The sequence below is a fragment of the Pontibacter sp. H249 genome, from assembly GCF_037892465.1.
GTDB lineage: Bacteria > Bacteroidota > Bacteroidia > Cytophagales > Hymenobacteraceae > Pontibacter.
The window spans coordinates 351541-365471 of record NZ_JBBKTR010000001.1; the positions used below are offsets into that span (position 1 = coordinate 351541).

Below are 13931 nucleotides of genomic sequence, written 5' to 3' on the forward strand. Positions count from 1 at the left end.
TAACACCTTGCAACCAAAGCTGTTTTTAAGGAATCTTCTTTATAAAATATAAACAGCTTTACCCCTACATGAGAAAATTAAACGCCCTGTGCCTGTTGCTGATTTCTTTATTTGTGTTCAGCTCGTGCGAGAAAGAAGACGAAAGCTATACTACTGAAACAGTTGACGCCGTTTTAAAGTGGTCGGGCAACTATGCCGTGGATGGCTGCGGCTTTTTTCTTGTGGTTGGGGAGCAGCAGTATAAATTCGTTAACGAAACCACTATACCTGAAACCTATAAAGAAAGTGGCTGGGACGGTACTGCAGTAGAAGTTAAAATGATAAACTACAATAAAAAGATAATGGCAGGTTGCCAGGTTCCTGTTGAGGTAAACTCTGCCAAAATTCTGGAGATACGTAAAAAGTAATAACTGTTTATTTGTGTAAGCAGCCGGGCCGAAGTATATTGGGACAATACTTCGGCCCTTAATTTTTGTGTATGACCACAGCAGATATTATGCAGCAGCTTGCTAGCCTTGGCAGCGAAACCACCAAGAATACATTTCTGAAACATGGTGCCAGAGAGCCTTTCTTCGGCGTAAAAGTAGGTGACCTAAAACCCATCCAAAAGAAGCTAAAAAAGAACCATACTTTGGCTATGGAACTGTTTGCCACTGGAAATTCTGATGCTATGTACCTGGCTGGCCTAATTGCCGACGAGAAAGCCATGACCAAAGAAGATCTGCAGCTATGGGCTGAACAGGCTTACTGGTATATGATCAGTGAGTATACTGTAGCCTGGGTGGCAGCAGAAAGTCCTTATGGTTTTGAGCTGGCCAAGGAATGGATACAGTCTGATAACGAAAGGCTTGCTACTGCCGGTTGGGCCACCTTATCCAACCTGGGAGGCATTAAGCCGGATAACGAACTGGACCTGGATTACCTGAGCCAGCTACTGGACCATGTGCAGCAAAACATACATAACAGCCCGAACAGAGTGCGTTATACCATGAACAGTTTTGTGATTGCTATGGGCGCCTTTGTTCCAGCCTTAACAGACAAAGCAAAGGCAGTAGCAGCAGCCATAGGTAAAGTAGAAGTATACATGGGTGAAACCTCCTGCAAAGTGCCTGTTGCCTTGCCATACATCGAGAAAGTAGAAAAGATGGGCCGCCACGGCAAGAAAAAGAAAATGGCCCGCTGCTAAAATTCCTGCACTTGCGTACCTTTGGCAAGTATAAACTTAACCACTACAAACTATGGAAGTACTCGGAATTATACCCGCCCGCTACGCCAGCACGCGTTTCCCTGGCAAACCGCTAACCGATATTAACGGCAAAAGTATGATACAGAGGGTATACGAGCAGGCTAAAAGCGCAAACCTGGCAGAGGTGCTTGTTGCCACCGACGATCAGCGTATTTTTGAGCACGTGCAAAGCTTCGGGGGCAAGGCCGTCATGACGGCAGAACACCACCAAAGTGGCACTGATCGTTGCTTTGAAGCTTACCAGCGGTACAACCAGCCTTTCGAGTACGTGATAAACATACAGGGCGATGAGCCTTTTATCAAACCAGAGCAGATAAACCTGGTAGCTAACTGCTTCCGCAATCCACAAACCCAATTGGCTACTCTGATAAAGGAGATCGAGTCTCCGGAAGAGCTGTTCAATATAAATTCTCCGAAAGTAGTCATCAGCAATACAGGAGACGCCTTATACTTTAGCCGTCAGCCTATCCCCTACTGCCGCAACGTACCCAACGATATCTGGCACCGCCAGCACACCTATTACAAGCACATCGGTATTTACGGTTATCGTGCAGACATCCTGGAGCAAATTACACAGCTTCCACCATCAGCACTGGAGCTTGCCGAGTCGCTGGAGCAGCTGCGCTGGTTAGAAAACGGGTATAAAATAGCCACTGCCATCACAGAGTTCGAAACGATTGGCATAGACACTCCTGAAGATCTGGAGAAAGTTAAAGGGTTTGGGAGTTAAAGAGTTGGAGTGGTGGGAAATGTAGAGAAGCAATATTTTGCGTCTTTTTCTGCCGTGAGTTCAACGATAGAGAAACTTGTGGTATGGCAACTCCTCTCAAGAGGTAGGGTTGTTTCATGCTGTAAAACAACAGTCCATGGTGCGAGGGTCCACCCTCGTGACTAGCTATAGTGTGGGCCTCTGGCCCAGTCGAATCGCAGATTCAACATTATAGGAAGACTCGGAAATAATTTCCGCGCCAGAAATGAGAAAAAGATACGTCCCCACTATCTAACAAAGTATAATTTCTGCTCGCGCAGAAAGCCAGTTGCAAACTGGCCTCATGTACAGCCAAGTTGCGCTGAAGCTAAACTTGCGGCATGGCATGTTCTTACTTTATCGCCTGCCGCAAAGTATTGCGTCTATACAGTTCCTACCTCTCTAACTCCCAAACCCTCAAAATCCCTAACTCAAATTATCCTCCTACACGTTTGGCTTTATAGCCAGCTGCCTGGAGCGTTTGCATAACCTTGTCTCTAAAGTCGCCTTGTATCAAAATCTCACCATCTTTAGCTGAGCCACCTACACCGCATTTGTTTTTAAGCATTTTACCCAGCTCTTTCAGGTCATCATCGGTGCCTATAAAACCTTCTACCAGTGTTACCTGCTTACCTCCTCTCGACTTTTTGTCGAGCATCACTTTCAGGTTCTGCTGCTGTGGCGGCAGCGTTTCCTGCTCCTGCTCGTTTTCATATTCGTAGTTAAAGTCAGAGTTGGTAGAGTATACTACTCCCTGGCGGCCTTTTTTATTTTTGTCTTTCATCTTCTTATTGTTTAGTCAAAATGAGAAACTCCTATTTTACCTGAATCAAATTTCTCCTTGCTCATCAATTTATACTTTTCGGCACCAACACTTTCAGCGAAAGCGGGTTCATGTGCACCTCAAATTCCGATGCTTCTCCCATAAAATCACCGTCCGCGTGATACATCATAGGCCTTTCGGCACTTACTTTTACGTGAGTTGTTTTAAAGTATTCGGCGCTGTCAGCATTGGCTAATTGCTTGGTAAGCATGCAGTAGCTCAGGTTTAGGGCTTTAACTAAGTCTAACGTACGCACCAGGCACACATCCAGCAAGCCATCTTCTATATCGGCGAGGGGTGCAATGTAGGCGTTGTTGCCGTACTGGGCGGCATTGGCAAAGGCCATTACATAGCAGTCTGTCTCCAAGGTGTTATCGTTGATGATGGCCTTAACAGGCATGTGTTTATACTTCAACACCTCCTTCATCACCAGTTCTACATAAGTTTGCAGTCCACGCTTTTTATTGCCGGCAAAAACAGAACTGATGTAAGCATCAAACCCGATGCCTGCCGTTGTGAAAAATGGGTGGTTGTTTATACTTCCGCTGTCTATGTTTACCACATGGCCTGTGTTCAGGGTTCTGATAGCGGCATCGAGGCTCATGGGTATCTTCAGGTGCCGTGCCAGGCCATTGCCGGAGCCTTTCGGTAATATGCCCAAAGCCGTCTCAGAATGTAAAAGTCCTCGTGCCACCTCGTTTACTGTACCGTCGCCGCCCACCGCCACTACCAGACCGTAACCCTTGTCAGCAGCCTCTTTAGCTAGTTGTGGGGCATGGCCTGCAAACTCGGTATATACTACCTCATGCTTATACTTTTTGGAGTCCAGCAAAATTTCTATTCGGTCAGCAACATTTACCCGGCTTTTAGTGCCTGATGTAGGGTTGATAATAAACCGGATGTGAGAAGGTGTAGGCATAATTTGCATTTATGGGCAATGCTGTAAAATTACCTTTTCTGGGCTACAAACAAAAAAGCCTGCCGCAAACAATGCAGCAGGCTATACTTTATACTTTCAGGAAAGGGCTGGTTGTACCTTACTTCAGGCTGAATGTAAGCACAGGTATATTGGTGTGATTTACCAAATCCTCAGCTATACTTCCGCTTAGCAGGTGCGCCAGTCCGGTTCTGCCATGTGTGGCCATCATGATCATATCGGCACGGATATCCTCGGCAAAGTGCAGAATTCCATCTTCTTCCATTACATCGTTGTATACATTTATAGTATAGTTCTGTAGGCTGTACTTTTGAGCTGTATGCTCCAGCTTTTCTCTAATGTTGCTGCTCGACTCAAAAGCGCCGGGTGTGTTAATATAAACAAGATGAATTCTGGCTCCGAATAGCTCCTGAAAAGCCTTGAATTTATCTACTGCATGCCTGATCTCACGTTTAAAGTCAGAGGCCAGCACTATTTCATTTACTACAAAATCAGTGTCTCGCTGTTTAACGGTTAGTACGGGGCACTCTGCAGTACGCACTACTTTCTCTGTATTAGAACCCACCAAAAACTCATCTAACCCACTTGATCCTTTAGAGCCCATTACCACCAGATCAACAGCATCTTCTCTTATGGTTCTCTTAATTTGGTTGATTGGCCTGTTCACCTCTACCTGCTGCACCACATTTACACCGCTATGGTCAAAAGAATCAGCCAGTTTAGCCAAATCCGCTTTTGTTTTTTCCAGAAGCTGCAACACATAAACATGCTCCATGTTGTTAGGCTGCATGGTAAGATCACCGGTTGCACTGAAACCAGAACCATACGGCACCTCTACTGCATGCAAAAGTTTGATTCCGGCACCTGTTTTACGCGCAATGGCTATGGCTATTTCATAGGCATTTCTGGCTTGTTCCGAAAAATCGGTGGGCACTAATATTCTTTGAATCATTGGCTTAGGTTTTAGTGGAATATTAAGTTACAAAAGTATCTTCATACTTTAATGTAATTTATGACATGTATTAGTTCTAAGGCTGATTATTATCAGTTTATACTTTATACAGCTTTAACCAGTTGCTATATCCCTTAAAATACAAAGGCCCACCCCTTTCAGGGCAGGCCTTGTAATTTATACTTTCAAGCTAAGCTTAGCCAATTCTGGCAATAAGGTCAGCAGCTCTGTTAGAGTAACCAGCCTCGTTATCGTACCAGCCTACCACTTTTACAAGTGTCTCGTTAGCTGATGTCATCTCCGCATCGAAAATGCAAGAGTGTGGGTTGCCGATGATATCGATAGAAACGATCGGATCTTCAGTATACTCAAGGATACCTTTCATTTGGCCTTCAGCAGCCTTCTTCATGGCAGCATTGATCTCCTCTTTCGTAGCAGCTCTTTTCAGAACGCAAGTAAGGTCTGTAAGTGAGCCGGAAGGAATTGGAACGCGCATTGCCACGCCATCCAGTTTACCTTTCAGGTGAGGCAATACAAGACCGACTGCTTTAGCAGCGCCAGTTGATGTAGGAACGATAGAGTAAGCAGCAGCACGCGCTCTTCTCAGGTCGCTGTGCGGTGCATCCTGCAGGTTTTGGTCAGCAGTGTAAGCGTGTACAGTAGTGATATAGCCTTTCTCGATACCAAATGTATCGTCAAGTACTTTAGCCATAGGCGCAAGGCAGTTTGTAGTGCATGATGCGTTCGAAACTATTGTCTCTTCGCCTGTCAGTACATCTTCGTTTACACCTAATACAACTGTTTTAATATCTCCTTTGGCAGGAGCAGAAATTACTACTTTTTTAGCGCCAGCCTCCAAGTGGCCACCAGCACCTTTTTCATCTACGAAACGACCAGTAGACTCCAGCACAACGTCAACGCCAAGTTTGCCCCAAGGCAGGTTCTTTGGCTCGCGCTCAGCTGTGATCATAATTTCCTGTCCGTTTACAATAATTCCATTAGCAGATGCTTCTACAGTACCGTCAAAACGGCCGTGCACTGAGTCATACTTCAGCAGGTGAGCCAGCGTTTTAGTATCTGTAAGGTCATTGATAGCTACTACTTCAACATTCTCTTTCTGAAGCAGGGCCTTAAATGTAAGTCTGCCGATACGGCCAAAACCGTTAATTGCAACTTTTATTTTAGACATGGTATCTAAGTTTGAGAGTTTTTTATTTGATGGTGCGAAGTTACGATTACCCTAGTGTAAAACCAATATTTTTTTCCACTCTGGTTCCTAGCCCCTTACGTAATATCTGAAAAAAAATATGCGTTAAAGTTTTGCATGAATTAAAAGCGCCGTATATTTGCACCACAATTAGACAGAACGGCCCGTTCGTCTAGGGGTTAGGACGCCAGATTTTCATTCTGGTAACAGGGGTTCGATTCCCCTACGGGCTACCACAGTATAAAGCCGCTCCACGTCAAATGGGGCGGCTTTTTTGGTTTTCAGAGTAACAAAAAAGATTTTAAAGGTTGTTACTTATACGCTTCAGTTCTTTTCTCCCAAAAGTTTTTATTTGTATTACAGGAGCCCCCGCCATTCCTAGAAGGCCAGGCCATATCATCCTCTTAATTTCCTTTCCTTGGCTCTGCACATCAACTACAGACACACAAACAAAACCTATTGCAAAAGAAAAGCTCTTTTACACATTTCTTGGTCTTTATTTTATTGTGGTGTGGTTTATTTATTGGATAAGCTAAACCATCACATCAAAAGCACCTGTTACCCTTTATGATGCACATATTCATTCTCTTGGCAGGAAAAATAGGTCGTGGTAGTTCAGGAGACTTTTAGTGATACATTACCTTGTTATAATCCGGTAATCAACTCCTGTTAAGGGAATCAGCATGTACTGTCAAATCATTTGCTAACCTTTTGATGAGCCTCCGCATACATAGGTAACGAAACTATAAACGTACTCCCGGCACCCAGCTCGCTCTCCACCCAAATGCTGCCGCCCTGCGACTGAATGAATTCTTGTGAAATGGAAAGCCCAAGGCCGGAACCTCCCTTATACTGCTCCTTGCCGGGTATCTGCACAAACTTCTGGAATATCTTATTGTGGTTTGATGGATCAATACCCGGTCCGTTGTCGTGTACTTTTATCAGCACCTCATGCTCTTTGTCTTCTGTAGAAATGGTAATAACATCGCCTTCCGGTGAGTAGCGCACGGCATTGCTGAGAAGGTTGATGAGCACCCACGTAGTTTTCTCTACATCGGCTACCACGTCTGTCAGCTGGTTTTCTATACTTACCTCCAGCCGCAGTTGCTTGGGCAATAGCTGAAGGCTTATAACCTCCTCTGCGTAATGAATGATGTCAGCCACCTTTGCCTGCTGTACTTTTAGCTGAATATTGCCTGATTCCAACCGCGATACATCAATAAGCTCTCCCACTATTTTCTGTAGCCTGGTAGTTTCTTGCTTTAGCGTCTGGATAAGGTATCGTTGCTCAGTGTTCGTCTCTCCCACTCGCTGGTCCTGCAGCAGTTTTAAGCTATAACCCATAGAGGCCAGTGGAGTCTTAAGCTCGTGCGACACGGTGGCCAGAAAGTTCGATTTTGCCTGGTCCAAGCGTTTGAAATCACTCACATTGCGCAACGATACGATATAGCCTGTAAGCTCGCTTTGCTCCTTCAGCTCGTTGTAAGTCACAATTTCCAAGGTGCTTTTGCGGTAGTAGGCTTCCTCATTGCCTTGCGTTACGGCCAGCACGTGGTCATCGGCGGTTCTGCCAATCATAATGTCTTTCACCAACTCCCGGTAAAGATTGTTTTCATTCTCCAACTCCTGCGACTGGCGCCCAACTAGCTTCTTACGCTCCAAGCCCAGCAGTTCACAGGCCACAGGATTTGCTTCGATAACCAACAGGTTGTGGTCCAGTAGCAGAATGCCCTCGTCCAGGTGCTGCACCAGTAGTTCCATGCGCTTTTTCTCCGTCAGCAGCTCATTCAGGTTCGAGAATTCAAATTCTTTTAGCTTCTTGAGCATGCTGTTGTATACTTTAGCAACTTTACTAAACTCATCGCGTCCCTTAGTAGGCAGCTGTCTCGAGAAATCCTTCTGTGAGGCAGCCTGAATGGAGTCCACGATTCTGTTGATGGGTTTAGTGATGGCGGCTGGCACAGTGAGCAAAAAACCAAGGGTGAGCAGCAGGGCCACTGTCAGCGCAATCAAAGTATAGATTCTTGTCTGCTGTGCGATCTGCTGCGCCTGGTCGCTTTTGGAGATCATGGCATCCATGTTCATGCTGAGCATCTGGTCCAATTGGTCGCGCAGCAAACGGTAACGCGGCAACAGCTCCACGTAATAGGTATTTTCATCCACGTCACCATTTAGTAGCGCGCTGTAGCTCTGGAAACCTTCTGTCATGTCGTTCACCAGCTCTCCCTCACCCGGTTCGGTTACGTTGCCCTGCTCCTTGCGAAGGTTATCTTTAAACACAGCGATATTTTCGCGGATGACAATAGTGTTCACCTCAGGCGTTACATCAGAGAAAAGCAGCTGCTGCTGGGCAGTCTGCATCTTATCGAGCGAGGAAATCATGTGCTTCCCCACCTGCAGGGTATAAAGGTTGTCTTTCAGGATGTTGCTGGCCGCTTTATCCAGCTTGTTTACATTTACCACCGAATATACCCCAATCGCTAAAAGCACCACCAGAATGGTCAGGTATCCGAGGGTAATTTTTGTTTTTAATTTCATGACGTTATTTCCATGTGCAGCCGGAGCTGATGTATTTTTTCACTTATGCCTCTACACTTATCAGAAAAATATCCAGGTCCAGTTCCGAACCCGCAACCTTACGGATGATGCGGCGGGTCTGGCTCACCTTAAACCAGTCGCCGAAGCTTTTGCGCCCCGTCACGCCGCAGATGAGCAGGGTAGCCTGTTTCTCCCGGGCCACCTGCAGTATCTCCTGGGCCACGTTCTTTCCTTTCAGCCGAATGATCTGGGCGCCCAGTTGCGTAGCCAGCTGCAGGTTGTTGATCAGGTGCCGTTGCTTGGCCAGCCCAATCGTGTCTGTATTTTCCTCCGGCGTCTGCACATACACCACATACCACTTGGCCCGGAAGCGGTCAGCCAGGCGCGAGGACTTGCGGATAATCTCCTTCGCCGCCTTTTCGTTCGTGTTGATGCAGGCCACGAGCTTGTCCAGGTTTTTACGCGAGGCCGTTTCCACCTCAGAATCAATCCGCTGCATCAGGTGGTTAGACACTTCCCGCAGGGCCATCTCACGCAGCTGCAGGAGGTTATCCTTCTGAAAGAAGTTCTTCAGGGCCGCTTCCACTTTTAATTTATCGTAGATCTTGCCTTCTTTCAGCCTGTCGAGCAGCTCCTGTATCGTCAGGTCGATGTTCACGATCTCGTCGGCGGCTTTCACTACTTTGTCCGGCACCCGCTCCGTTACCTCCACCCCCGTTATCTTCTCGATCTGGTAGTTCAGGCTTTCGATGTGCTGGATGTTCACGGCACTAATCACGCTGATGCCGGCTTTAATGAGCTGCTCCACGTCCTGCCAGCGCTTTTCATTCACCGAGCCCGGCACATTGGTATGGGCCAGCTCATCCACGATCACCACCTCAGGCCTGCGCTGCAGCACGGCCTGCAGGTCCAGCTCCTCCAGCATCCGCCCTTTGTAGAAGATGGACTTGCGCTTCATCACCGGCAGTCCCTCCAACTGCGCTACGGTCTCTACCCTTCCATGCGTCTCCACGTAGCCGATGACCACATCCACTCCATGCTCCAGCAGTTCCCGCGCTTCCTGCAGCATGCGGTAGGTTTTGCCTACTCCCGCTGCCAAGCCAATATACAACTTAAAGCGCCCCTTCTTCGACTCCTGCAGAAGGCGCAGGAAGCGCTCCGCTGATCTGCTGTTACTAAGCTCCTCGCTGCTCATGTATCATTACCATGCTTTTACTATATGAGTACAGGCAGGTAAGTATACCTGCCTATACATCAACTTTAGAATTTTAGGGCGAATGAGGTAACCAGCAACAGGTTGTTGTCCTTTACTCCCTCCTCTCCCACGAATATCCTGTATTCGGAGTCGTAGCCTCTGGCCTCGAAGCGCCACAGGAAGTTCGGTGCGGGAATGTAGTCAAAGTTAAGCGAGGCGCTGGAGGTTTGGAAGCCGTTGGGGGTGCCGGTAGCGATGATGATCTGGTTTTCGTCGTTGTAGTGCTCCACGCGGCCCGCCACGGCAAACCGCTCGCTCAGACGGTAGCGCGCCAACAGCAATCCTGCGTACCAGCTTCCCTTCTCGCTGCTGTCCCACAGCTCCTGACGGCCGTAGTCTACGCTGCCAGCTATGTTAAACCTGTCGGAGAAAGTATAGGCGGCGTAAAAGTTGTGGAAGTAGCGGCGCTTGGCGTCCACCTCAACTAATTCATCGTCTTCCGGCGCCTCGTTGCCATAGTAGTTGTTGTAGCTCAGCGTCAGCTTATCCGTCGGCGTATAGCTGATGCCGAAGCCCAGCGACTTGGCGTCGTTCGTCTCCCGGATGTTCTGCCAACCGTTGAGCACCAGGAACTTCATCGTCACCTTGTCCGACACCTCGGCCGTCAGCTGGGCGCCAGTTTCAAAGTATGGGGAGTTCTCGGCCATCAAGGCGCGGGTATATATCTCGTTATTGATGGAGAAAGTGCTCTCGTAGCCGATGTGCGAAGGCAGGATTCCTGCGTCCAGCCATACACCCTCAGCTAATTTTACACCGGCGTTGGCCTGGGCGATAAGGCGAGTCAGTTCGTTGGGCTCGGCAGCGTAGTTGGACTGCACGTAGGTACCCGTGTGCAGCGCCAGCGTAGCCCGTACTTTGTCCGTGGCATAATCTGCCTGCAGGAAGCCCCAGTTCAGGTTAAACTCGTTGTGGCGGAAGGCCTGCGTGGTGTAGAGGCGGTCTTTGCCAAAAGGCTCAGAAAAATCATAGGCATAGTACACGTCTACACCGCCGCTAATTTTAAATGGCTTTTCCTCTTCTTGCATGCCCAGCGAGTCAATAGTTTGTGCATTGGCTGCAAAATTGATAAAAAGGTAAAGGGCTAAAAGTATTCCGAATAGATATTTCATTTGATTTATGATCTTGTTGTGAGCCGCATGGTTACGGCGATATGTTCTAACTCAAGTTGCGATCAATATTTTAACTGCAAAGAACCCACCCCTCCCCCCTCCAAGGAGGGGAATCTTTTTCAATTTTTAAAAGTCCCCTCTTAGAAGGGGTAAGTTGAGTTCTCAACGGTAGCCAAACGGTATGATGACTTTGTCGCAGCTTAAACTATATAAATACTTATTTTATAAATTAACTTATCTATGGCTGTGCGCTCAACTTATCCAGCGCCACATTCAGCTTTAGCACATTTACTTTCTCCGGCCCGAGCACACCTAAAAACGGTGCCTCTATCTGCGCCTGCACCAATGCGCGTACCTGATCTACCGGCAGATTGCGCTCACGGGCAACACGCTCAACCTGCACCAGCGCGCCCTGCGGCGACAGGTGCGGGTCCAACCCGCTACCGGAAGCAGTTACCAGCTCCGCCGGTACCTCCTCACGCTTTACTGTCGGGTTCTTCTCCAGAAAAGCATCTATTCTATCCTGTACTTCTGCCAGGTAATCTGGGTTGGACGGACCTTTGTTAGATCCTCCGGAGCCGCCGCCGTTATAGTCCACCGCCGATGGGCGGGAGTAAAAATAGCGATCTTCTGTAAAGGACTGCCCCACGTTCTCAAATCCTACCACGCGGTCGTTCACGACCACTTGCTTTCCCTCTCCGCCGTTCGGAGCCGCCACTTTGGCTATAGCCCAGATCGAAAGCGGGTACAGGAACACGAAGAAGCCAATGCACAGCACCGTCAGGACCAGGCTCTGCTTCAAAATGCCACCTGTTCCCTTTTTTTCAGGCTTAGGGCGCTGAACCTGTCTTTCTTGAATGCGGTTTTCTTTTACTTTAGTTTCCATGATGGATATTTTCAATTTTTGTACTTCTACTTTGTCTTGAAAGAGAGCCGGCTGAAAACCCCGGCTCCTTCTGTTTATTTTTGATCAAAACACTACCCCAGTCCCATGACTACCAGCAGCATATCAATAGCCTTGATGCCGACGAAAGGCACGAGCACACCGCCCAATCCGTAGATGAGCAGATTACGGCGCAACAGGGCGCTGGCCCCGATCGGCTTATAGGCCACACCACGCAGCGCCAGCGGGATCAGGATCGGGATGATGATGGCGTTAAAGATCACGGCCGAAAGTATGGCCGACTGCGGACTTCCTAGGTTCATGATGTTAAGCCCCTGCAAGGCAGGGATAAAGGCGATGAACAGAGCCGGCACGATGGCAAAATACTTGGCCACGTCGTTGGCAATGGAGAAGGTGGTGAGCGTGCCGCGGGTGATGAGCAGCTGCTTGCCAATCTCCACGACCTCTATCAGCTTGGTCGGGTCATTGTCCAGGTCCACCATGTTGCCAGCCTCCTTGGCCGCCTGCGTACCCGAGTTCATGGCCACGCCCACATCCGCCTGCGCCAGGGCCGGGGCATCGTTCGTGCCGTCACCCATCATGGCCACTAGCTTACCGCTGGCCTGCTCCTTGCGGATGTAGTTGAGTTTGTCCTCCGGCGTGGCCTCGGCGATGAAGTCATCCACCCCGGCTTGCTCAGCGATAAACTTCGCCGTCAGCGGGTTGTCTCCCGTCACCATCACCGTCTTCACACCCATCTTGCGCAGGCGCTCAAAACGCTCCTGTATGCCTGGTTTAATGATGTCCTCCAGCTGGATCACGCCCTGCACTTCTTCATTCTCGGCCACCACCAGCGGCGTACCACCGTTGGCTGCAATCTTCTCAATCGTTTCGGTTACAGAAGGATGCATCATGTACCCTGCATTTTCCGTCATTTTTCGGATGGCGTCGAAAGCTCCTTTGCGGATGCGGGTACCGTTTGGCAGATCAATGCCGCTGGAGCGGGTTTCGGCCGTAAACTTGATGAAGCTTACCTGGCGCATATCCGGCTGCGGCACACTCACCTTCAGTTCCTGCGCCAGCTCAACAATCGACTTGCCCTCAGGTGTTTCGTCAGCCAGAGAACTTAATACAGCCTTCTGGATAAAAGCGTCCTTATCCACACCCGGTGCAGGGTGAAATTTAGTAGCTTTACGATTACCGATGGTGATGGTGCCTGTCTTGTCGAGCAGCAGCACGTCGATGTCGCCGGCGGTTTCCACGGCCTTACCGGATTTAGTGATCACGTTGGCGCGAAGGGCCCGGTCCATCCCCGCTATACCGATCGCCGACAGCAAGCCCCCGATCGTCGTCGGGATAAGGCACACAAACAGCGCTATAAGGGCGGCAATCGTCAGCGGTGCGTTCGCATAGTCCGCAAAGGGCTTCAGCGTCACGCATACCAGCAGGAACGTCATGGTAAAGCCTGCCAGCAGGATAGTCAGGGCAATTTCGTTGGGTGTCTTCTGGCGGCTGGCGCCCTCCACCAGGGCAATCATCTTGTCCAGAAAGGATTCACCTGGGGCCGTGGTCACCAATACCTTGATCTGGTCCGAGAGTGCTTTAGTACCGCCCGTCACGGAAGAGCGATCGCCGCCTGCCTCCCGGATCACCGGGGCCGACTCGCCTGTGATGGCTGACTCATCAATAGAAGCTAATCCTTCCACAATCTCTCCGTCTGTCGGGATCACCTCTCCGGCCGTCACAACGAACACATCGCCTTTCTTGAGTTGGGAAGAGCTGATCTGCTTCACGTTTCCTTTCGCGTCGATCATGTTGGCAGGCGTTTCCTCGCGGGTCTTGCGCAGCGAGTCGGCCTGTGCCTTGCCACGCGCCTCGGCGATAGCCTCGGCGAAGTTAGCGAATACCAAGGTCACCAAAAGGATCAGGAAGATGGTGATGTTGTAGCCCAAACCTCCCTGTGAGGTATCCCCAGAGAAGAGCAGGTAGAGCGTGACCAATAGCATTACGAAGGTACCCAGCTCCACCGTGAACATCACGGGATTTTTGATCATTTGCCTTGGATCGAGTTTCACGAAGGACTCCGCCAGCGCCTGTTTAACCAGCGGCCCTTCAAACAATCCGGTTTCTTTATTTTTAGTTGTCATTTCTTTAGTATTTAAGACGCAGACACAAAATGTATTGCCACATATTAGCCGAAGAGGAACTCCAATAAGAATTTATCTCTACCTCA

The 13931-nt window shown here is 48.9% G+C and carries 13 protein-coding genes and 1 tRNA gene; 5 read left to right on the forward strand and 9 right to left on the reverse strand.

The features are described 5' to 3' along the window. The first annotated feature begins 68 nt into the window (after positions 1 to 68). The 3 genes from WG943_RS01440 to kdsB all read left to right on the forward strand — a co-directional run bounded on the left by WG943_RS01440 (position 69) and on the right by kdsB (position 1976). Complete coding sequence (locus WG943_RS01440) at positions 69 to 407, forward strand: hypothetical protein (protein ID WP_340406349.1); 339 nt, start codon at positions 69 to 71, stop codon at positions 405 to 407. Positions 408 to 478: 71 nt separating this feature from the next. Further along, positions 479 to 1186 (forward strand): DNA alkylation repair protein, encoded by a 708-nt coding sequence (locus WG943_RS01445; RefSeq protein ID WP_340406350.1) that lies wholly within the window; start codon positions 479 to 481, stop codon positions 1184 to 1186. A gap of 52 nt (positions 1187 to 1238) precedes the next feature. Further along, complete coding sequence (gene kdsB, locus WG943_RS01450) at positions 1239 to 1976, forward strand: 3-deoxy-manno-octulosonate cytidylyltransferase (RefSeq protein ID WP_340406351.1); 738 nt, start codon at positions 1239 to 1241, stop codon at positions 1974 to 1976. Positions 1977 to 2430: 454 nt separating this feature from the next. Here the strand turns inward: kdsB and WG943_RS01455 are convergent, their stop codons facing one another. From WG943_RS01455 to gap, 4 genes are all read right to left on the reverse strand, one after another. Continuing rightward, positions 2431 to 2778, reverse strand: a complete 348-nt coding sequence (locus WG943_RS01455) for a translation initiation factor (RefSeq protein WP_340406353.1) — start codon at positions 2776 to 2778, stop codon at positions 2431 to 2433. Between the two features lie 64 nt (positions 2779 to 2842). After that, positions 2843 to 3736, reverse strand: coding sequence for a diacylglycerol/lipid kinase family protein (locus tag WG943_RS01460; RefSeq protein ID WP_340406354.1), 894 nt, complete (start codon positions 3734 to 3736; stop codon positions 2843 to 2845). A gap of 118 nt (positions 3737 to 3854) precedes the next feature. Further along, a complete protein-coding gene (locus tag WG943_RS01465) occupies positions 3855 to 4706 on the reverse strand; it encodes a universal stress protein (protein WP_340406356.1) in 852 nt (283 codons plus the stop codon). Between the two features lie 196 nt (positions 4707 to 4902). After that, positions 4903 to 5895 (reverse strand): type I glyceraldehyde-3-phosphate dehydrogenase, encoded by a 993-nt coding sequence (gene gap / locus WG943_RS01470; RefSeq protein ID WP_340406357.1) that lies wholly within the window; start codon positions 5893 to 5895, stop codon positions 4903 to 4905. Positions 5896 to 6074: 179 nt separating this feature from the next. On the opposite strand from gap, the gene WG943_RS01475 reads away from it, so the two are divergent. Next, positions 6075 to 6149 (forward strand) — tRNA-Glu (locus tag WG943_RS01475). 460 nt (positions 6150 to 6609) lie between these two features. Here WG943_RS01475 and WG943_RS01480 read toward each other — a convergent pair. Together WG943_RS01480 and WG943_RS01485 are read right to left on the reverse strand one after the other, a co-directional pair. Continuing rightward, on the reverse strand, positions 6610 to 8451 hold the full coding sequence (locus WG943_RS01480; protein WP_340406358.1) for a sensor histidine kinase: 1842 nt from the start codon (positions 8449 to 8451) through the stop codon (positions 6610 to 6612). Between the two features lie 43 nt (positions 8452 to 8494). Next, positions 8495 to 9520 carry a universal stress protein gene (locus WG943_RS01485; RefSeq protein ID WP_340406537.1) on the reverse strand — a complete coding sequence of 342 codons (1026 nt, stop codon included), beginning with the start codon at positions 9518 to 9520 and terminating at the stop codon, positions 8495 to 8497. Here WG943_RS01485 and WG943_RS01490 point away from each other — a divergent pair. Beyond that, on the forward strand, positions 9452 to 9616 hold the full coding sequence (locus tag WG943_RS01490; RefSeq protein ID WP_340406538.1) for a hypothetical protein: 165 nt from the start codon (positions 9452 to 9454) through the stop codon (positions 9614 to 9616). The genes WG943_RS01485 and WG943_RS01490 overlap by 69 nt on opposite strands. Positions 9617 to 9711: 95 nt before the next feature. On the opposite strand, the gene WG943_RS01495 is transcribed toward WG943_RS01490, so the two are convergent. The 3 genes from WG943_RS01495 to kdpB form a co-directional block, all read right to left on the reverse strand. Next, positions 9712 to 10815 carry a porin gene (locus WG943_RS01495; protein ID WP_340406359.1) on the reverse strand — a complete coding sequence of 368 codons (1104 nt, stop codon included), beginning with the start codon at positions 10813 to 10815 and terminating at the stop codon, positions 9712 to 9714. A gap of 238 nt (positions 10816 to 11053) precedes the next feature. Next, on the reverse strand, positions 11054 to 11701 hold the full coding sequence (locus WG943_RS01500) for a K(+)-transporting ATPase subunit C (protein ID WP_340406360.1): 648 nt from the start codon (positions 11699 to 11701) through the stop codon (positions 11054 to 11056). 92 nt (positions 11702 to 11793) lie between these two features. After that, positions 11794 to 13845, reverse strand: a complete 2052-nt coding sequence (gene kdpB / locus WG943_RS01505; RefSeq protein WP_340406361.1) for a potassium-transporting ATPase subunit KdpB — start codon at positions 13843 to 13845, stop codon at positions 11794 to 11796. Positions 13846 to 13931 lie beyond the last annotated feature (86 nt).